The organism is Microbacterium ureisolvens, assembly GCF_019511645.1.
GTDB lineage: Bacteria > Actinomycetota > Actinomycetes > Actinomycetales > Microbacteriaceae > Microbacterium > Microbacterium ureisolvens_A.
Map to the genome: position 1 here is coordinate 271,225 of NZ_JAEUAX010000003.1, position 19,989 is coordinate 291,213.

Consider the following 19,989-nt stretch of genomic DNA (forward strand, 5'->3'; position numbering starts at 1 on the left):
TGCCTCCCCAGTCTGGCACGGCGGGCTGCACCCGCCGTGCGGGGCGCGTCACCCTCCCTCGGTAGGACCAATTGCACGGTGATCACCACTCGGGTACGTAAACGCCACGTTTCGGAGATCGGTTGCCGTGTAAAACCCGCGTTACGGTCCTACCAATTCGGCTTTTTCGAGAAGTGAAGCTCCTTAGCCTGGTCGCACCTCGCGTCCGAGCTTGCTCTGACGTCAAGCGAAATGGAGCCGACATGAAGAAGACCGTGAAGCACCCGGCGTTCCAGATCGGCGTCGCGGCGATCCTGGGGATCGCGTTCGGCCTCCTGGTGGGCGAGTGGGCGGCGAACCTCAAGTTCATCGGCGACATGTTCATCCGGCTGATCCAGATGTCGATCGTGCCGTTGGTGATGACTTCGGTGATCGTCGCGACCGGCTCGATGAGCGGATCCGGGATGGGGAAGATGGCCTTCCGCACGTTCAAGTGGATGATCGGCTTCTCGGTCGTCGCCGCGATCGTCGCATGGGGGATCAGCGTCGTCATCCAGCCCGGGGCGGGGATCGACTTCACCGGCGCCGTGGACCCGGCGCTGCAGGACGCCGCAGGCGAGGCGACCGGCTGGCAGGACACCCTCCTCAACTTCATCACCACGAACATCTTCGCCGCCATGTCGACTGCGACCATGGTGCCGATCATCATCTTCTCGCTGCTGTTCGGTGTCGCCCTCAACGCCTACATCGCGAAGACGGGCAACCGGATGGTGCTCGACCTGTTCGACTCGATCCAGCAGGTCGTTCTGACGATGATCCGGTTCGTCATGCTCATCGCACCGATCGGCGTGTTCTGCCTGCTGGCGAATCTCGCCGGCACCGTCGGATTCGCGGTCGTGACGAGCGCCCTCAAGTACCTCGGATCGACGCTGCTGGGCGTGCTGATCGTCTTCGCCCTGTTCGTCGCGGTCGTCTGGCTGCGCACGGGCCTCAACCCCGCGAAGCTGCCGAGCAAGCTCGCAGACCAGACGCTGATCGCGATCACGACGACGAGCTCGGCGGTGACCTTCCCGACCGTGCTGCGCTCGGCGGTCGAGAAGGTGGGCGTGAGCCAGAACGTCGCGAACTTCACGCTCTCGGTCGGGCTGACCATGGGCTCGTACGGTGCGGTGCTCAACTACATGATCGTGGTCATGTTCCTCGCGCAGTCGGGCGGCATGACCCTCGACTTCGGCACGATCGTCCTGGGAATGGCTCTCGCCATCCTTCTGAACATGGGCACCATCACCGTGCCCGGCGGCTTCCCCGTCGTCGCGATGTTCCTCGCGACGTCGCTGGGACTGCCCTTCGAGGCCGTCGGGCTGCTCATCGCGGTCGACTGGTTCGCCGGGATCTTCCGCACCTTCCTCAACGTCAACGGCGACACCTTCGTCGCCATGCTCGTCGCGAACGCCAGCAACGAGATCGATCGCGACGTCTATGACGGCAAGAAGTCGGTCACGACCGACTCGGTCGACCTCGTCGAGCTGCAAGCCCAGTTCGAGAAGGCGGATGCTGCCGACTGATGCGTTCGAGATTCGCAGAGCCCGGCGCGGGCGCACCCGGCATGACGCCCCGACATGCGAACGAAACCTCGGTGGGGTTCACTGACAGCATGTCGACGACGATCCTGCAGCCGGGAACAGGCCCCCGGCCCGGCGACCACTACCTTCCGGCAACGCCCGCCACGGTGATGTGGGGGCGGCTGCCCTGTCGGACGGATGCTGCGGTGCTCACGATCGCGCCGGGTGAGACCGTGACGATCGACACGGTGAGCCACGAGGGCATCCTCGAAGACCAGGGCAAGGACCCGCTCGCGTTCTTCGGAGCGCACGGCGTGGACCCGGCATCCGTCCTGGAGGACGCCGTGGAGATCGCCGCCGCCCTCGCACGCGACCCGGCGGCCGACGGGCCCCATGTCGTCACGGGCCCGATCCATGTCGCCGGCGCGGCGCCGGGAGACCTGCTGAAGATCACCGTGGAGCACCTCGACCCCCGCGTTCCCTACGGCGTGATCTCGAACCGTCACGGCAAGGGTGCGCTGCCGGGCGAGCTGCCCCGCGGGAGTGCGAACGTCAGCGTCTTCGCTCCCGTCGAGCGACGCGACACCGGCCTGGTCGGCGCGCTGCCGCTCATCGAGGGGGGCGATCGGGTCGTGGAGTTCCCGCTCGCGCCGTTCCTGGGCACCATGGGCGTCGCCGTCGACTCCGACGACCGGCCGCACTCGGTGCCGCCCGGCGCGCACGGCGGCAACATCGACATCAAGCTGCTCGTCGAGGGGGCCGTGCTCTACCTCCCGGTGCAGGTCGAGGGGGCCCTCGCGTACGTCGGCGACCCTCACTTCGCGCAGGGGGACGGCGAGGTCGCGCTCACCGCGCTCGAAGCGTCGCTGCGCGCCACGCTGCGCTTCGACGTGGTGCCGCGCGACGAGGCGCTCGCCGCGTTCGGCGAGCTCGCCGGGCCGCTCGTGCACACCGACGAGTACCTCGTGCCGACCGGGCTCGACCCCGACCTGGGCGAGGCGATGCGCAAGGCGGTCCGCGCGGCACTCGCCCTTCTGCAGGCCCGGTACGGCATGGCGGAGCACCTCGCCTACGCCTACCTCTCCGCGGCGGCCGACTTCGACATCTCGCAGGTCGTCGACATCGTCTGCGGTGTTCACGCGCGCATCCGCGAGGCGGATTTCGGGGCGGTGACCCGTGGCTGAGGCATCCGTCCCCGCAGATCTCCTCGCGGCCTTCGAGCGCTACGAGGCGGCGATCGTCGTCGACGACATCGCGGTGCTCGACGACACCTTCGCGCCGGGTCCCGACACCCTGCGCGGCGACGGGGCCGGACTGCTGGTCGGGCACGACGCGATCTCGGCCTTCCGGGGCACGCGAGGCGGGGTCGCGCCGCGCACGATCGAGCGCATCGAGTACCGGCCGGTGGGGACGGATGCTGCGCTCCTGGTGTCCGTCTCGCGCTACGCCGGCGGCGGGCGCGGCCTGCAGACGCAGCTGTGGCAGCGGATCGACGGCGCGTGGCGCATCACCGCGGCCCACGTCACCCCGCGGGCGCAGCCGCTCGACCGCACCGTGTGGCGCACCGTCGGCGACCCCCTGTTCCAGGGAGCGTGGGAGGGACCGCTGGCGGGGCTCACGGTCGCCGTCAAGGATCTCTTCGCCATCAAGGGCTACCGGATCGGCGCGGGCAACCCGGTCTACCTCGACAGCGCGCGCCCCGAGACGACGACCGCGCCCGCTGTCTCGGACCTGCTGCGCGGCGGGGCATCACTGCGCGGCATCGCCCGCACCGACGAGTTCGCGTACTCGATCGCCGGCGACAACGCCCACTACGGCACACCGCCGAACGGCGCGCTGCCGGGCGCCCTCCCGGGCGGATCGTCGAGCGGGCCGGCCACCGCGGTCGCGACGGGTCAGGCCGACATCGGCCTCGCCACCGACACCGCCGGATCGGTGCGGGTCCCCGCCTCGTACCAGGGTCTGTGGGGTCTGCGAACCACCCACGGGCTGGTGCCTCGGCAGGGGATGCTGCCGCTCGCGCAGTCGTTCGACACCGTGGGTTGGCTCACCCGCGACGGCGACACGCTCCAGCGCGTGGCCGACTGGTGCCTGAGCTACGACGGGTCGGACGCGTCGGCGGCGACCGACCAGGACGATCTCGGCCGCGGCCGATGGGGGGAGTCCGGCGAGGACCTCCCGTGGCGGTTCGCCGTGCCCGAGGAGGCGCTCGACGCGGTGGGGCCCGCGACGCGCGACGCATTCGACACGCTGCTGGGTGCCCTCGCCGAAGGGCCGGATGCCCCGGCGATCGAGCGTGTCTCGCTCGGTGACCTCGACGACTACCTCGTGTCGTTCCGCACCGTGCAGGCCGCCGAGGCGTGGCGCAACAACGGCGCCTGGCTTCAGCACCACCCGGGGGCGGTCGGCCCCGCCGTCGCCGAGCGGTTCCGCGCCGCCGCCGCGGTGACGGCCGAGGACGAGGCATCCGCTCGCTCCCATCTCGCCCCGCTCCGCGACCTCGTGCGCGACCGGGTGCGCGGCGCCGTGCTGCTGCTTCCGACCGCACCGGATGCAGCGCCTGCGCGAGGGCTCGCCGGTGAGCGGCTCGACGCCGTGCGCACCGCGACCCTGCGCATGACGACGCCGGCGGCGGTGGCGGGCCTTCCGGCCCTGTCGGCACCGCTGCTCACCGTGCCGTCTCCTCTGGGCCCCGCGCCGGTGGGCGTGTGCCTCATCTCGCGCGAGGGCACCGACATCGCGCTGGTGCGTCTCGCGCGCCGGCTCGCCGACCGAGTTTCCGCCTCTGGAGTGAACCGATGACCCTGATCCCCGGCCCGATCGACCCGCCCGCGCGCCTCTTGATGGGCCCGGGGCCGATCTCGGCGTATCCGAGCGTGCTGCGGGCGATGTCCGCACCGCTCGTGGGGCAGTACGACCCGTTCATGACGGCGACGATGGCCGAGACGCAGCAGCTGTACCGGGGCGTGTGGAGCACGGCGAACGACGCGACGCTGGTGATCGACGGCACCTCGCGCGCCGGGATCGAGGCGGCGCTGATCTCGCTCATCCGGCCCGGAGACCGCGTTCTGGTGCCCGTGTTCGGCAGGTTCGGCCACCTGCTCGCCGAGATCGCCGAACGGGCGATGGCCGAGGTGCACACGATCGAGACCGCGTGGGGGCAGGTCTTCCCGGTGTCGGTGATCGAAGAGGCCATCGTGCGGGTGAAGCCGACGGTGCTCGCGCTCGTGCAGGGCGACACCTCCACGACGATGAACCAGCCGCTGGACGAGGTGGGCCCGGTGTGCGCGAAGCACGGCGTGCTGTTCTACACCGACGCCACGGCGTCGCTCGGCGGCAACGCGTTCGAGGCCGACGAATGGGGTGTGGATGCCGCGACCGCGGGCCTGCAGAAGTGCCTGGGCGGTCCTTCGGGGTCGGCGCCGATCACGCTGTCGGACCGCGCTGTCGAGGTGGTGCGGTCGCGTGCGCGCATCGAGGCGGGCATCCGCGAGGACGGCGACGCGTCGGCCGATGACTTCGTGCGCTCGAACTACTTCGACCTCGGCATGATCCTCGACTACTGGGGACCCCGGCGCCTCAACCACCACACCGAGGCGACCTCCATGCTGTACGCCGCGCGCGAATGCGCGCGCGTGCTGCTGCTCGAGGGGCGCGACGCCGTGATCGAGCGACACCGGCTGGCAGGGGCGGCGATGCTCGCCGGCGTGCAGGGGCTGGGTCTCGAGGTGTTCGGCGACGCCTCTCACAAGATGAACAACGTCGTCGCCGTCGAGATCCCTGCCGGCGTGCCGGGCGACGCCGCGCGGGCGGCGCTCCTCGAGGACTTCGGCATCGAGATCGGCACGTCGTTCGGCCCGCTGCACGGGCGGGTGTGGCGCATCGGCACGATGGGCTACAACGCCCGCGAGGACGCGGTGCTCACCACCCTCGCCGCCCTCGAGGCCGTGCTGCGCCGATTCGGGGCGGCGGTCCCCGCCGGCGGGGGAGTCGAGGCGGCGACCGACGCCTACCGGGTGGGGCGCGCGTGAGGGCCCTCCTCGCCGGCGTCGACCGCGACCGCATCGCGGTCGCCGCGCGCCGTGTGATGTCTCGCTGTGACGAGCTCGCACGCATCTCGGCGACGCCGGGATCGATCGAGCGGGTCTACCTCTCGCCTGAGCACGCGCGCGTCAACCGGCTCGCCGCCGAGTGGATGCGGGAGGTCGGCATGACCACCCGGCAGGATGCGGTGGGCAATCAGCTCGGCCGCATCGATCGCGCCGCGGCAGGCGGCGCGCCCGATCCCGACGCCCCGGCGCTGCTGCTCGGCTCGCACCTCGACACCGTGCCCGATGCCGGTCGGTTCGACGGGATCGTGGGGGTGCTGATGGCCCTCGAGGTGGTGCGGCTGCTGCGGACGCCCGCACCGCGGGACGAGGCATCCACCGTTGCGCTGCCCTTCGCGCTCGAGATCGTCGCGTTCTCGGACGAGGAGGGCACCCGGTTCGGCAAGGCGCTGCTGGGCTCGTCGGCGGTGGCGGGTCAGTGGAGTGACGACTGGTGGGCGTTGACGGACGCGGACGGCACGACGTTGCGCGAGGCGTTCCTGGAGTTCGGGCTCGACCCCGGGCGCGTGGCCGAGGCCGCGAGGCGCCCCGACGAGCTGGTCGGCTATCTCGAGGCGCACATCGAGCAGGGGCCCGAACTCGACGACCGGGGTGAGTCGCTCGCGGTGGTGTCGTCCATCGCGTCGGCGCGTCGGTTCCAGCTCACGGTCGAGGGCGAGGCGCGGCACGCGGGGGGCACGCCGTACGACCGGCGGCGCGACGCGCTGCTCGGTGCGTCCGAGGCGGCGCTCGCCGTCGAGCGCATCTGCCGAGGCGAGCACCACATCATCGGAACGGTCGGCCGGCTCGAGGCGTACCCCGGCGCGGTCAACGTCGTGCCCGGCGAGGCCCGCCTGTCGCTCGACCTGCGCGGCGAGTTCGACGGTGAGCGCGACCGGGTGTGGCTCGCGATCGAGCGCGAGATCGACGAGATCATGGGGCGCCGGGGGCTGCGGTGGCGCGCCCGCGAAGTGCACTCCGCACCGGCTGTCTTCTGCGCGCCGCTGCTGCAGGATGTCGTGCGAGAGGGCATCGCGTCGACACTGCCCGCCGGCGCGGACGACCCGGCGGTGATCTTCAGCCGTGCCGGACACGACGGGATGGCCATCGGCGCGCTGACCGGGGTCGGGATGCTGTTCCTGCGCAACCCCGACGGCATCAGCCACCACCCCGATGAGGCCGTGTCGGCGGGCGATGTCGCCCGCGGCATCCAGGCGCTCGCCGAGTCGGTGCTGCAGCTCGCCGCCGACCGCGCGTGACGTCGAGGCGCCGGCGGCCGGGTGCCGCTGTGACAGGGAAGGGATCGAGGAGTTCGTGAGAGCGATGTGGGGCAGGCAGGAGCCGGAGCGGGTCGAGCTGTGGTGCATGCTCGCGCTGACCTTCTCGACGGGTGTGATCGACGCGGCGGGGTACCTCGGGCTCGACCGCGTCTTCACCGGCAACATGACCGGCAACGTCGTGATCCTCGGAATGGGTCTCGCCGGCGCGGACGACCTGCCGGTGGTCGGCCCGATCGTCGCTCTGGTCGCGTTCATCGCCGGCGCGGCGATCGCGGGAAGGGCGGGCCGGGGCACGGCGTCGGGATGGTCGGGCCGTACGAGCCTGCTGCTGCTTCTCGTGACGATCGCACTTCTCGCCGCGGCCGGTCTGGGCGCCGCGCGCGAGAGCATCGACGCCATCGACCACAACGTGCTCACCGCGCTCCTCGGGCTCGCCATGGGCGTCCAGGCGGGCGCCGCACGCGCTGTCGGCGCGAAGGACGTCACCACGGTCGTCGTCACGTCGACCTTGGTGGGTCTCGTCTACGACTCGCGACTCGCGGGCGGCAACGGCGGCAGTCCGTGGCCCCGCCGGCTCCTGTCGGTGCTGCTGATCGGCCTGGGTGCGTGGGCCGGTGCGCATCTGGTCGACCTCCACTTCTCGTGGAGCGTGCTCCTGGCCGCCGCGGTCACGGCGATCGTCGTGGTCGCCGGCGAGGTTCACCGGCGGGCGCGCACGGCCTGATCCAGCGATTGACTCCGAAGCGGATGCCTCGATGTCAGGGGCGGAGCGGAATCGACAGCGCGCCGGTCATCTCGGCGCCCGGGGAGGCCTCCGAGCGCACGGGCGGCACGTAGTCGCGCAGCCGCGCGAGAGCTTCATCGGGCTCGGAGGCCACCACGAGCATGTCGGTGTAGCGCGGGTGGGTGAAGCCGCGGTCGCGCATGTTCGCCACGAACGCGAGCAACGGGTCGAAATAGCCGGCGATGTTGAGCACGGCGACCGGCTTCTCATGGATGCCCAGCTGGGCCCACGTCCACTGCTCGGTCAGCTCCTCGAGCGTCCCCGGACCGCCGGGGAGCGCCAGGAAGGCGTCCGCGCGGTCGGCCATGATCGTCTTGCGCTCATGCATCGTGTCGACGAGCACCAGCTCGCTGATCTCGTGGTGGGCGTCCTCGCGCGCCTGAAGCGCCCGCGGGATCACGCCGGTGACGTGAGCTCCGGCCTGCAGCGCCCCGTCCGCGACAGTGCCCATGAGACCGACGTGCCCGCCGCCGTACACCAGGTTCATACCGGCGCGTCCGATCGCCTCGCCGACCGCTCGGGCCGCCCGCGCGTAGACCGGGTCGCTGCCGGGGGACGAACCGCAGAAGACCGTGATCGTGAAGCGTTCCATGAACCGACGCTAGGTGGCGGGTGTTTCCATGCCGTGACAGCGCGGGAACATCCGCCGATCATCCTCCTGTGCGTCAGCGGGAGGAGGTCGTCATTCCCATGCGGGCGAGCACGATGTTCTCGGCGATCTGGACCAGGTTGTAGAGCAGCAGCGTGACGATCGTGATCAGGGCGACCGACGCCCACAGCTCGTCGAAGCGGGCCGAGGCGCTGAACTTCTGGATCATGCCCCCGATGCCCTGTCCGGTCGAGAGCCACTCGGCGAGCAAGGCACCGGTCACGGCTCCCGGCACCGATACGCGTGCCGCCGCGAACAGCGAGGGCAGCGCGCCCGGCACGTTCACCTTGCGCAGCTGCGTGGGCCGGCCGCCCCCGTACACGTGCACGAGGTCGAGGCTCTCCTTCGACGCGCGGCTGAGACCGAACATGATCGACGCCAGTGCCGGGAAGAGCACCACGATCGAGCCGATGACCGCGACGGATGCCGGAGTCCCCCGTCCCGTGATCAGGATGATGACCGGGGCGATCGCGACCAGCGGCACGGAGCGCAGCAGCAGCGCGAGCGGCATGACGCCCATCTCGACGGATCGCGACAGTGAGAAGGCGAGGGCGAGCACCATCGCCACCACCATGCCCACGACGAAGCCGAGCGCGGCATCGGAGAGAGTCTGCGCCAGAAGCGGCATCATCTCCGCACGGTTCTCGGCGGCTTCGGGCGACGTGAAGAAGAACTCCCACACGTCTGCCGGGCCCTTCGCGACATACGGCGAGATGCCGGTCAGGTTCACCACGGCCCACCACAGGGCGAGCACGATCACGAACGTGAGGAGGGCGTTCAGGAGCGACCGGCCGACCGCCCGTGAGATCGCGGTGGCGCGCTTGGCCGTGTGCGGGGTCGCCTCGAGCGGCATGGCCGCAGGAGCGGTGGCGGTCATGAGGTCACTCCCTTGCCTGACACCCACGGCGTCACCGCGCGTGCGATGAGGCCGACGATCGCGTAGCCGATGAGGGCGACGACCGCCGAGAGCAGGAACACCGCCCACACCCGCGCGGAGTCGAGATCGCCCTGCAGGCGGATCAGCGTGATGCCGACGCCGCGGTCGGTGCCGCCCATGTACTCGCCGAGGATCGCGCCGAGGAACGCGGACGGCACGGCGATCTGAAGGGCGTTGAGGATCGCGGGAAGCGCAGCGATCAGGCGCACCTTGCGCAGCTGCGTGAACCGCGAGCCGCCGTAGACGCGCACGACGTCGAGGCTCGCTCTGTCGGAGGAGCGGAAGCCCAGCAGCGCGCCGACCACGGTCGTGAAGAAGACCGCCAGCGCGGCCAGGAAGATCGCCGTCGCGCTCGGGTCGCCGGCGCGCTTGGCGCCGCCGAGCACGACGATCGCGATGCCGCCGACCGCGACCACCGGCAGGCAGTAGCTGACCACGGCGATCTGCACGACGATCGTCTCGATGCGGGGGAGCAGCAGCACGGTCGCGGCGATGAGCAGTGCGAGCCCGTTGCCCCACGCGTAGCCGATCGCGGCCTCCGTGATCGTCACCTGGAACACCGACCAGTACGCGGCGAGCCCGTCCTGCCAGATGGTCTGGAACACGACGAACGGTGAGGGCACGGGCGTGAACGTCGTTCCCGGCGGCGGGCGGAACACCGTGACCGAGAACAGCCACCACGCGGCGATGAGCGCCGCCGCGCCGATGAGGCCCGCGAGCCAGCCCGGGAGGGCGCGCCCGCGCATCAGGACTCCGCAGCCGCGCGGCCGTCGGCGCCGAAGAGGAGCTCCGAGGCGCGGTCGACGAGCTCATGGAACTCGGGTGAGCGCTGCATGTCGGGCGTGCGGGGGTGCGGCAGGTCGACCTCGATGATCTCCTTGATGCGCCCGGGTCGCGGCGACATCACGGCCACACGGTCCGACAGGAAGATCGCCTCCGAGATGCCGTGCGTCACCAGCAGCGTCGTGGCGGGCTTCTCGGTCCAGATGCGCAGCAGCTCGAGGTTGAGATTCTGGCGCGTCATGTCGTCCAGCGCGCCGAACGGCTCGTCGAGCAGCAGCACCGAGGGCTTCAGCGCCAGCGCGCGGGCGATCGACACGCGCTGCCGCATGCCGCCCGACAGCTGCGCGGGCTTCGCCTTCTCGAAGCCCTTCAGCCCCACGAGCGCGATGAGCTCGTCGATGTAGGCCTTGTCGGGGCGGCGGCCGGCGATCTCGAAGACGAGCCGGATGTTCGTGAGCACGCTGCGCCACGGCAGCAGCGCGTGGTCCTGGAACGCGATGCCCAGCTCGCTGTCGCGACGAAGCTGGGCGGGGGTCTTGCCGTCGACGTAGACCTCGCCGGTGGTGGGCGTCTCGAGGTCGGCGAGGATGCGGAGGATCGTCGACTTGCCGCAGCCCGAAGGGCCGAGCAGCGCCAGGAAGGATCCCTTGTCGGTGTGCAGGTGGGTGTCCTGCAGGGCCGTGACGGACCCGCCGCGGCCGGTCTGGAACGTCTTGCTCAGCCCGTCGATGCGGATGCCGGTGCCCTGCGCGGGAGTCAGGGCCGGCGCCGCCGGCGAGGTCTCCCCCGCCGGCGACGCGGTGGCCGCGGCATCCGTGATATCGGTCTCGGTCATGATGCGGTGCCGATCCTGGACTACGGGAGGTAGTCCTTGAGCTCGGGATTCTCCTCGTAGATCTCGTCGATGATGGTGGTGTCGAAGAGGTCGTCGACTGAGACGTCCCAGCCGGCGGCGGCGAGGGAGGCGACGGTCTGCTCCTTGAGCTCGTCCGAGATCGTGAAGAGGCCGTTGGCCTCGGTCTCCTCCGTCGAGATGAGCAGCTTCTCGGCTTCGAGGCCGAGGGCGGTCTTCTCGGGGTCGAGGGCGCCGAAGACCGCCTCGAGACCCTCCTCCGACTCCGCGGCGGCCTGGTTGTAGTACTGCTCGATGAGGCTCACGGTGTCGTCGGTCGACTCCTTGAAGACGTCCGTCCATCCCTTGATCTCGGCGATGAGGAACGCCTTCAGCAGCTCCTTGTTCTCGGCCAGGTACTGGTCGGTCACGCTGAAGGTCTCGGCGACGTACGGGACGCCGTTCTCGGCGTAGGAGAGGTTGGTGATCTCGTAGCCGGCGAGCTCGACCGTGAGGGCCTCGTTCGTCAGGTACGCCATGAAGCCGTCGACCTCTCCGTTCATGAGCGGCGTCGGGTCGAAGTCGACGGGCACGACGGTGACGTCGGCCGGGTCGATGCCGTTGGCGTTGAGCAGCGCCGCGAACACCGAGGCGTTCGAGTCCTGCACGCCGATCGTCTTGCCGACGAGGTCTTCGGGAGTGGTGATGTTGCCGCCGTCGGCCAGCGAGAGGATCGTGAACGGGTTCTTCTGGAAGGTCGCGCCGATGATCTTCAGCGGCGCGTCCTCTTCCGCGATCGCGGCCCCGAGCGACGCCGCGTCGCTGAGGGCGACCTGCACCGTTCCCGAGAGCAGCTTGGCGACGCCGGTGTCGGGCCCCGAGATGCCGATCACGTCGTCGAAGCCGGCCTCGTCGTAGTAGCCGTTCTCGTACGCGTAGAACTCGCCCGCGAACTCCTCGTTCTTGATCCAGGAGTACTGCACGCTGATCTCGCCGTACGAGGCCGCCTCGCCGCCGTCGCTGGAGCCGGGAGCGGCGGTGCCGCCCGACGCGCAGCCGGCGAAGACGAGAACGGAGGCGAAGACCGCGGCTGCGCCGGCGGCGAGACGGCCGCGCCGCCCCAGGTTGCTGTGTCGTGCCATCGGGTGTGGCTTCCCTTCATGCGGTGTGAGCACGGGTGATGTGATCACGCTGACGCTAGGCCTGGCGCGTTTCAGCCGGTGCGTCAGGGTGTTTCGGCGATGTGACAGGTGGTTCCGGATGCCGCGGACCGCGGCATCCGGTCCCGTCGGAGTCCGTCGGGGTCAGGACTCGTCGACTCCGTGGATCAGTCGCCAGACCCGCTCGCGGGTGAAGGGCTGGTGGAACGGGCGGCGGCCGACAGCGCGCGCGATCGCATTGCCGACGGCGGCGGCCACGGGGTTGTACGGCGATTCGCTCATCGACTTCGCCCCGAACGGCCCGACGGTGTCGGACGTGTCGGCGAAGAGCACCTCGGTGACGGGGATGTCGGCGAACTGGGGCACCCGGTACTGCCGGAACGCGGGGTTGACGACGGCCCCGTCGGGTCCGATCAGCACCTCCTCGTAGAGCGCGCTGCCGAGACCCTGCGCCGCGCCGCCCTCGACCTGGCCGCGCACCTGTGCCGGATTCATGAGGTGCCCGGCGTCGGCCGCCTGCACCGACTGCAGCACCCGCACGATGCCCGTATCGGGTTCGACGGCAACCCGGACGGCATGCACGTTGAACGACAGGCTGCGCTCGTCGCCGTGTTCGCTGCCGCGACCGACGAGGCCCTCGAGGGTCCGCTGCTCCTGGGCGGCAGCATGCACGATCTCCTCGAATGGCACGGTGCGTCGCCCGACCCGCACCCCGTCGCGTGCAAGCTCCGGAACGACGCCCTCGGGTGACCCCGCGACGGCATATGCCGTCGCGAGCATGCGGGCCCGAAGCTCGGTGCACGCGGCGGTCAGTGCTTTGCCCGCGCCGGTGACCCCCGCCGACGCGAACGCGCCGGTGTCGTGGGCGACGAGGTCGGTGTCGGCCGCGCGGAGCACGATGCGCGCGGCCTCGGCCTCGAGCACGGTCGCCGCGATCTGCCGCAGCACCGTGCTCGTCCCGTTGCCGAACTCGGCGGTGCCGGCGGCGACGAGGATGACCCCGTCGGGCCGCAGCGTCGCGACGGTGTGGGCGTGGTGTCCGCCCGGCGCCATGGCGGCGATGAACGACAGCGCCATCCCCTCACCGACCAGCCATCCCTCGGGGGCGGCGACGCCGTTGCCGCGGCGCAGCGCGGCCTGGGCGTCGTCGAGGCACTGGTCGAGTCCGTAGCTGCCCCAGACGAGGTCTTCGTCGTGCTCGTCGCGCACCGTGAGGAGCGGATCTCCCTCGCGCACGGCATTGAGGCGCCGCAGGTCGAACGGGTCGATCCCGAGCTTCTGGGCGAGCATGTCCATGGCGGACTCGACGCCGAGGATCACCTGCCCCAGCCCGTACCCGCGGAACGCCCCCGACGGCACCGTGTTCGTGTACACGACCTCCGCGTCGACGCGCTTGACGGGACTCCGGTAGACGTTGATCGACTCGGCGCACCCGTGGAACATGACGCCGATCCCGTGGTTGCCGTACGCGCCGGTGTCGCTCAGCACGTCGAGCTTCATGGCGGTGAGGACGCCGTCCGCGGTGGCGCCGAGGGTCACCGCCACGCGGAACGGATGCCGCACCGACGCGCGACGGAACTGGTCGGCGCGGGAGAACTCGTACGCGACCCGGCGGCCGGTGCGCAGCACGGCGAGGGCGACGAAGTCTTCGGTGAACATCTCCTGCTTGCCCCCGAACCCGCCCCCGACCCGAGCCGCGAACACGCGGATCCGCTCGCGGGGAAGGTGGAACAGCCGCGACAGCTCGTTGCGTACCAGGAAGGGCACCTGCGTGCTGGAACGCACGACCAGCCGGCCCTCGTCGTCGAGCCACCCGATCGCGCCGTGCGTCTCGAGCTGGGCATGCGACACGCGGCTCGTACGCCACGTGCCCGAGACCGTCACGGCGCTGGCCGCCAGTGCGGCGTCCGCGTCGCCGCCGATGCCGTCGTGCAGCGTCGCGATGACATTGCGGTCGGCCTCGGAGACGCGCTCCTGCGGCGTCCGGTCGGGATGGATCAGGGGCGCCCCCGGCAGGCGCGCCTCCTCCGGATCGAACACCGCGGGGAGCACCTCGTAGGTCACGTCGATCAGCCGGCAGGCGGCATCCGCGATCTCCGCCGTCTCGGCGACGACCGCGGCCACACGCTGGCCGACGAACCGCACCACGTCGTCGAGCAGGCGGGTGTCGTCGGGGTCGTCCTCGCGCAGCTCGTGCCGGGCGGTCGAGTAGAGCCGCGCCGTGACGTTCTCGTGGGTGAAGACGGCGACAACCCCGGGCAGCGCGCGCGCCGCGGTGTCGTCGATGCTCGTGACGCGTGCGTGCGCGTGCGGCGAGCCGACCACGCGCAGCACGAGCGCGCCGTCGAGGTCGGTGTCGAACGTGTACGGCTCGAGGCCCTGCACAACGCGGCGTCCGGGTTCGGGCCGCACCGATGCGCCGACGCGAAGCTCACCGGCGTCGGGAGCCGCCCCGGTCTCGCGCACGGGACCCAGCACCGATTCGAGGGCCTCGCGGATCGGGCGGTACCCCGTGCAGCGGCACAGGTTGCCCTTCATGCGGCGATCGAGGTCGGGGAGGTCGCCGGCGCACAGCGTCGACGCCGTCACGGCCATGCCCGGCGTGCAGAACCCGCATTGGAACCCGAAGTGCTCGATCAGCGCCTCCTGCACGGGGTGCAGCTCGTCGCCGGGCGCGAGGCCGGCCGCCGTCGTCACGTCGACGCCCTCGGCGCGGACGGCCGGCACGATGCAGGAGTGCACGGGCACGCCGTCGATGAGCACCGAGCACGCGCCGCAGTCGCCTGCGTCGCACCCCTTCTTCACCTCGGTGCGCCCGCTCTCGCGCAGGAGCGTCCGCAGGCACTGGCCGGGCCGCGGCTCCACCTCGATCGGCTCGCCGTTGACGTGCAGCTTCACGCGGTCTCCTCCCCGTCGAAGAGATCGCGGCGGATCCGCTCGCCGAGCACCACGCTGACACCGCGCCGCCAGTCGGCGGCGCCGAGCGGGTCGGAGTAGTAGCCCGCGGCGCCTGAGATCGCGGCGGCGAGGGCCGCGGCATCCGGGATCCCCTCGAAGCGGAAGACCGACGGTCGCTCTGTCGCTGCGGTCACCACGATGACGCAGGAGCCGTCCTCATCGAGCCGCCCCGACACGACGGCTCCCGATCGGCCGTGCTCGGCGAGCGCGATCTTGTGCAGCGCCGCGCGAGCCCGCAGCGCGGCGTCCGGCAGGTCGATCGCCCGCAGCACGTCACCCTGCCCGAGCGCGTTCTCGCCGTTGGCGGTGACCAGTTCGGCCACCGCGATCCGGTACGCCGACCCGTCGGCCCGCCACACCTCGGCGATGCCGTCGAGCGTCACGACGAGGGCCGTCATCGACCCGGCGGCGAAGGCACGGCAGACGTTGCCGCCGACCGTGGCGGTGTTCCATACCTTGAACGAGGCGAGCAGCGCGTTGGCCGCGTGGGGAATGACGGATGCTGCCGCCCACCCCTCCGGCACACGCAGGCCGCCACGGCCACCGGCCCATGCCACGAGCTCCGCGATCGTGCAGGTCGCGCCGATCCGCAGGCCCGCGGCGGTGATCTCGAGCGCCGGCCACCCCATCGACGTGAGGTCGACGAACCCCGTCGTGCCGGGCTGCGGCTCGCTCATGAGCCATGTGCCGCCGGCGATGAAGGTCTCGCCCGGAGCGAGCACGAGGTCGTCGCGCGTGCGCGCCCGCCGGAACGAGGTGATGGAGGTGATGTCCACGTGTGCCTCGTCAGAGCCGCTCGGCAAGGGCGACGGATGCCGCGGCCACCGCGCGCGCGAGACGGTCTTCGTCGGCGGTGACCAGGGTCGCGTTCTCGACGACGGCGCGGCCGCCGACGTACAGCCGCTTCAGGGGCGGAAGGGCGCCCAGGCCGAGGGCGGCGACCGGGTCGAGGATGCCCGCGTGCTCGACCCGGTCGACCTGCCACACCGCGATGTCGGCGAGCTTGCCGGGCTCGAGCGATCCGATCTCCTGCTCCCGGCCGAGCACCCGGGCGCCGCCCATCGTGGCCATGCGCAGGCCGTCGCGCACGCTCATCGAGTCCGACCCGGTGCGCAGGCGCCCCATGAGCACCGCCTCCCGGATCTCGACGCCCAGCTGCCCCGACTCGTTGGACGCGGCGCCGTCCACCCCGAGCCCCACCGGTGCCCCGGCATCCAGCAGCGCTCGCACCGGAGCGATCCCCGCCGCCAGCCGCCCGTTCGACGAGGGGCAGTGCGCGACGCCGGTGCCCGTCGCCGCGTAGCGCGCGATCGACGGGGCGTCCAGGTGCACCGCGTGCGCCATCCACACGTCGTCACCCAGCCACCCGAGGTCTTCGAGGTACTGCGTCGGGGTGCGGCCGAAGTGCTCGGCGCAGTACGCGTCCTCCTCGACCGTCTCCGAGGCGTGGGTGTGCAGGCGCACCCCCAGCGATCGGGCCATCGTCGCGGATTCGCGCAGGAGGTCGGCGGTGACCGAGAACGGCGAGCACGGGGCGATCGCGATGCGCACCATCGCGTCGGTCGACGGGTCGTGATAGCGCTCGACCGCCTCCTGCGACGCCGCGAGCGCAGCATCCGTCGTCTCGACCGCCGAGTCCGGCGGCAGCCCGCCCTGCGAGGCGCCCAGGTCCATCGACCCGCGCGTCGCGTGCAGCCGGACGCCCACGGTCGAGGCGGCGTCGACGATCGCGCCGACGATGTCGCCGGATCCCCTCGGGAAGACGTAGTGGTGGTCGCCGACGGTCGTGCAGCCCGACCGCGCGAGCACGGCCATCGCGCCGGCGGCCCCCACGCCCGTGAGGTCGGCGTCGATGCGCGACCACAGCGGATACAGCGCCGTGAGCCAATCGAACAGGATCGCATCCTGCGCGTAGCCGCGCGTGAGCCACTGGTACAGGTGGTGGTGGGTGTTGATGAGGCCCGGGGTGACGAGGCAGCCGCGCGCATCGACGATGTCGGCCCCGTCGCGCAGCGCGGGGTCCGCCGGGCCCGCTCCGACGGCGGCGATGCGTGCGCCCTCGATCACGACATGGCCGTCGTGGTGCTCCGTCCCCGCGGTGTCGACCGTGGCGATGTGCGCGTGCTCGATGATGGTGCGGGTCATGAGGCTCCTGTCGCTCCGGCGGGGAAAGGGACGATGGATGCTGCGCACGAACGCGCGGCGACCTCGACGGGGGCCGCGGGTGAGGCGTCGACATCAGGGGCGGCCGGAGGGGCACCGGTGGACGCACGCCTGTGGAGCGGGCCCGACCGTTCCCGCAGCGCCGCCCCGCTTCCGCCGTGGCGCGCCGCGATGATCTCGGCGAGCACCGACACCGCGGTCTCCTCCGGAGTGGAACCGCCGAGGTCCAGCCCGAGCGGCGCGTGCAGGCGGGCCAGGTCGTCCTCGGGAACGCCCCGCTCCCGCAGCAGCTCGTCGCGGCGGGCGACGGTCGCCCGCGCCCCCATCGCACCGACGAAGCCGACGGGCAGCGCGAGCGCGGCCTCGAGCGACGGCACGTCGACGCGCTCGTCGTGGGTCAGGACGCAGATCGCGCTGCGGGTGTCGAGCGCCTCAGGTTCGAGTCCGGCGAGGTAGACCTGAGGGAGCTCGGCCACGAGCCGCACCGCGTCGGGGAAGCGTTCGCGCGTCACGAGCGTCGGCCACACATCGCACACCTCGACCGCGAAGCCGGCCGCCGTCGCCACACGGCAGAGTGCCGCAGCGTGCTCGCCCGCGCCGAGCAGGAGGAGCCGCGGGCGCGGTGCCGACGAGATCGCGAGCACGTCGTGCCCCCCGCATGCGCCGGGCAGCACGAGCGAGTCGCGCGCCCCGATCGCCGGAGCCAGGGTGTCGGCGGCCACCGCGAGGCGCAGCATCCGTTCGTCCATCGCCTGCCCCGCGGACGCGCCCGACAGAACGATCCCGATCGTCACGCCGCGCCCGGCGGCGGCGGCTTCGAGGAATCGGATGACGTGGTCCTCCGCAGACACCGGGTAGGCGATGACGTCGACGCTTCCGCCGCACGCGAGCCCGGCGGCGTGGGCGGCGTCGTCCGAGAACCCCAGGCGCGCGGCCTGCGGGCGCCCGGTGAGGCGGGCGTGGTGGGCGAGCAGCACGGCGTCGCCCTCGACACACCCGCCCGAGATCGATCCGATCACGCGCCCGTCGGCGGTCACCGCCATCGTCGCGCCTGGGCCCCGCGGCGCGCTGCGCGCCACCCGGGTGACGGTGACCGCCGCGACCGGGACGCCGCTCGCGAGCAGCGGCAACAGATCGCGGGCGAGCTCGAGCATGGCGTCACGCTAGGCGGGCGATGTTTCGCGCGGGCTACGCTCAGGAAACGCCCCGCGCTCCGCGGGCCCGGGCGACAGGGGGTGAGCCGGATGCGAGTGTGCGGCATCGTGCTCGCGGCGGGGGCCGGGTCGCGTTTCGGCTTCCCCAAGGGGCTGGCCCGCACGCCCGGGGGAACCCCGTGGGTCGCGCGGGCGACCGCCATGCTGCGCACGGCAGGGTGCGACGACGTCGTCGTGGTGGTCGGCGCGAGGGGGCGCGAGGTGGCGCGGCTCGCCCCCGCCGACGCGCGAGTGGTCGTCGCCGACGACTGGGCCGTCGGTCTGTCGGCGGCACTGCGCGCGGGGCTCGGCGCGGCGGGCGAGGCCGATGTCGCGGTCGTCACGCCGGTGGATACTCCGGATGCTGCGCCCCAGGCGGTCGCGCGGGTGCTCGGCGCGCTCGGGCCGGCGCCGCGGGACGGCCTCGCCCAGGCGGTGTACGGCGGGCGTCCGGGGCACCCGGTCGCGATCGGTGCGAGCCACCTGCCCGGGCTGATCGCCGACGTCACGGGCGACCGCGGTGCGCGCGCGTACCTGGAGCGCCACGGTGCCGCGGAGGTCGAGTGCGCCGACCTGTGGTCGGGCGCCGACATCGATGCTCCATGACAGCGGGCGCCGACCGCGTGCGGACCGGGCCTTCTGCGGCGCTCAGCGGCGTCCGTGCGCGAGTGTCAGCCGCCGAGGACGACGTTGATCGGCGCCTCGCCCGCGGCCAGGCGCTCGATCTGCGTGCGCACGAGCTTCGCCACTCGCGGCCGCATCGCGCTCGATGCACCGCCGACATGCGGGGCGATGAGCACGCCCGGCAGGGCCCAGAGGGGATGCCCCTCGGGGAGCGGTTCCGGTTCGGTCACATCCAGTGCCGCGCGGATGCGGCCGCGACGGACGTGATCGACGAGGGCATCGGTGTCCACGATCGTGCCGCGACCGACGTTGATGATGAGAGCGCCGTCCGGAAGCGCCGCCAGGAAAGCGTCGTCGACGAGTCCCTGGGTGGCCTCGCCGCCCGGCAGGGTCACGATCACGATCTCGGCGTGGGGGAGCAGCTCCGGCAGCTCGTCGATGCCGTGGACCGCCACGCCGTCCTCGTCGCGGGCGCGCGATGCGACCGGAGTGAGCTCCACCTCGAAGGGTGCGAGCCGCGCGGCCACCGCCTTGCCGACCCCGCCGTAGCCGAGGAGCAGGACCCGCCGGTCGGCGAGACTCTGCGCGAAGACCGGAGCCCAGCGGCCGGCCGCGGTGTCGACCGCGAACGCGTCGATGTGCCGCTGCGCCGCGATGGCGAGTCCCACCGCGAGTTCGGCCGTCGACGTCTCGTGCACCGACGCGGCGTTGGCGAACACCAGCCCCTTCGGCAGCATGTCGGCGACGCCGTCGTACCCGATCGACTGGCCCTGCACGAGCCCGACCTCGACGCCCTCGAGACGCTCGAGCACACGCGCCATCGACATGTAGGGCGGCACCACGATGTCGAACCGGTCACGCGGGGCGGCAGCATCCATCGGCCACACCACCAGTTCGACGCCGTCGGGCAGGGCTCCGAGATCCGCGGCGAGCTGCTCGGTGGGGACGCTGACGACGATATTCCGGGTGTCTGTGCTCACCCGCTCCAGGCTACCGG

17 protein-coding genes are annotated in these 19,989 nt (G+C 71.9%); 7 read left to right on the top strand and 10 right to left on the bottom strand.

From position 1 onward, the window contains the following. The first annotated feature begins 242 nt into the window (after nucleotides 1-242). From JNB61_RS07810 to JNB61_RS07835, 6 genes are all read left to right on the top strand, one after another. Complete coding sequence (locus JNB61_RS07810) at nucleotides 243-1,544, top strand: dicarboxylate/amino acid:cation symporter (RefSeq protein WP_220289008.1); 1,302 nt, start codon at nucleotides 243-245, stop codon at nucleotides 1,542-1,544. An 89-nt stretch (nucleotides 1,545-1,633) separates the two neighbouring features. Then, nucleotides 1,634-2,725 carry an acetamidase/formamidase family protein gene (locus tag JNB61_RS07815; RefSeq protein ID WP_220339261.1) on the top strand — a complete coding sequence of 364 codons (1,092 nt, stop codon included), beginning with the start codon at nucleotides 1,634-1,636 and terminating at the stop codon, nucleotides 2,723-2,725. Further along, entirely contained in the window at nucleotides 2,718-4,343 is a 1,626-nt protein-coding gene (locus JNB61_RS07820) for an AtzH-like domain-containing protein (RefSeq protein ID WP_220339262.1), read from the top strand. The genes JNB61_RS07815 and JNB61_RS07820 overlap by 8 nt, the downstream gene beginning before the upstream one ends. Next, the gene (locus JNB61_RS07825) at nucleotides 4,340-5,572 is read left to right on the top strand and encodes a pyridoxal-phosphate-dependent aminotransferase family protein (protein WP_220339263.1); all 1,233 of its coding nucleotides are present in this window, start codon (nucleotides 4,340-4,342) and stop codon (nucleotides 5,570-5,572) included. Before JNB61_RS07820 ends, JNB61_RS07825 begins: the two co-directional genes overlap by 4 nt. A gap of 56 nt (nucleotides 5,573-5,628) precedes the next feature. After that, nucleotides 5,629-6,888, top strand: coding sequence for a Zn-dependent hydrolase (locus tag JNB61_RS07830; protein ID WP_220289076.1), 1,260 nt, complete (start codon nucleotides 5,629-5,631; stop codon nucleotides 6,886-6,888). Nucleotides 6,889-6,952: 64 nt separating this feature from the next. Continuing rightward, nucleotides 6,953-7,633, top strand: coding sequence for a YoaK family protein (locus JNB61_RS07835; protein ID WP_159849116.1), 681 nt, complete (start codon nucleotides 6,953-6,955; stop codon nucleotides 7,631-7,633). A 34-nt stretch (nucleotides 7,634-7,667) separates the two neighbouring features. Here JNB61_RS07835 and JNB61_RS07840 read toward each other — a convergent pair whose 3' ends face one another. The 9 genes from JNB61_RS07840 to JNB61_RS07880 form a co-directional block, all read right to left on the bottom strand. Next, nucleotides 7,668-8,285 carry an LOG family protein gene (locus JNB61_RS07840; protein ID WP_220289012.1) on the bottom strand — a complete coding sequence of 206 codons (618 nt, stop codon included), beginning with the start codon at nucleotides 8,283-8,285 and terminating at the stop codon, nucleotides 7,668-7,670. A 73-nt stretch (nucleotides 8,286-8,358) separates the two neighbouring features. After that, complete coding sequence (locus tag JNB61_RS07845; protein ID WP_220289013.1) at nucleotides 8,359-9,219, bottom strand: ABC transporter permease; 861 nt, start codon at nucleotides 9,217-9,219, stop codon at nucleotides 8,359-8,361. Beyond that, the gene (locus tag JNB61_RS07850) at nucleotides 9,216-10,025 is read right to left on the bottom strand and encodes an ABC transporter permease (RefSeq protein ID WP_220289014.1); all 810 of its coding nucleotides are present in this window, start codon (nucleotides 10,023-10,025) and stop codon (nucleotides 9,216-9,218) included. Before JNB61_RS07850 ends, JNB61_RS07845 begins: the two co-directional genes overlap by 4 nt. Beyond that, nucleotides 10,025-10,897, bottom strand: a complete 873-nt coding sequence (locus tag JNB61_RS07855; protein WP_116195005.1) for an ABC transporter ATP-binding protein — start codon at nucleotides 10,895-10,897, stop codon at nucleotides 10,025-10,027. The genes JNB61_RS07850 and JNB61_RS07855 overlap by 1 nt, the downstream gene beginning before the upstream one ends. Before the next feature lie 20 nt (nucleotides 10,898-10,917). Beyond that, nucleotides 10,918-12,036: an ABC transporter substrate-binding protein gene (locus JNB61_RS07860; RefSeq protein WP_220339264.1), complete on the bottom strand. Its 1,119-nt coding sequence runs from the start codon at nucleotides 12,034-12,036 to the stop codon at nucleotides 10,918-10,920. A gap of 162 nt (nucleotides 12,037-12,198) precedes the next feature. After that, nucleotides 12,199-14,952 (bottom strand): molybdopterin-dependent oxidoreductase, encoded by a 2,754-nt coding sequence (locus JNB61_RS07865; RefSeq protein WP_220339265.1) that lies wholly within the window; start codon nucleotides 14,950-14,952, stop codon nucleotides 12,199-12,201. Then, a complete protein-coding gene (locus tag JNB61_RS07870) occupies nucleotides 14,949-15,788 on the bottom strand; it encodes an FAD binding domain-containing protein (RefSeq protein WP_220339266.1) in 840 nt (279 codons plus the stop codon). Before JNB61_RS07870 ends, JNB61_RS07865 begins: the two co-directional genes overlap by 4 nt. A gap of 10 nt (nucleotides 15,789-15,798) precedes the next feature. Further along, a complete protein-coding gene (locus tag JNB61_RS07875) occupies nucleotides 15,799-17,157 on the bottom strand; it encodes an 8-oxoguanine deaminase (RefSeq protein WP_220339267.1) in 1,359 nt (452 codons plus the stop codon). Continuing rightward, on the bottom strand, nucleotides 17,154-18,329 hold the full coding sequence (locus JNB61_RS07880) for an XdhC family protein (protein WP_220339268.1): 1,176 nt from the start codon (nucleotides 18,327-18,329) through the stop codon (nucleotides 17,154-17,156). The genes JNB61_RS07875 and JNB61_RS07880 overlap by 4 nt, the downstream gene beginning before the upstream one ends. A gap of 90 nt (nucleotides 18,330-18,419) precedes the next feature. Here JNB61_RS07880 and JNB61_RS07885 point away from each other — a divergent pair, with 90 nt between their 5' ends. Continuing rightward, nucleotides 18,420-18,974: a nucleotidyltransferase family protein gene (locus tag JNB61_RS07885; RefSeq protein ID WP_220339335.1), complete on the top strand. Its 555-nt coding sequence runs from the start codon at nucleotides 18,420-18,422 to the stop codon at nucleotides 18,972-18,974. A gap of 65 nt (nucleotides 18,975-19,039) precedes the next feature. Here JNB61_RS07885 and JNB61_RS07890 read toward each other — a convergent pair whose 3' ends face one another. Then, the gene (locus tag JNB61_RS07890; RefSeq protein WP_220289020.1) at nucleotides 19,040-19,972 is read right to left on the bottom strand and encodes a 2-hydroxyacid dehydrogenase; all 933 of its coding nucleotides are present in this window, start codon (nucleotides 19,970-19,972) and stop codon (nucleotides 19,040-19,042) included. Nucleotides 19,973-19,989 lie beyond the last annotated feature (17 nt).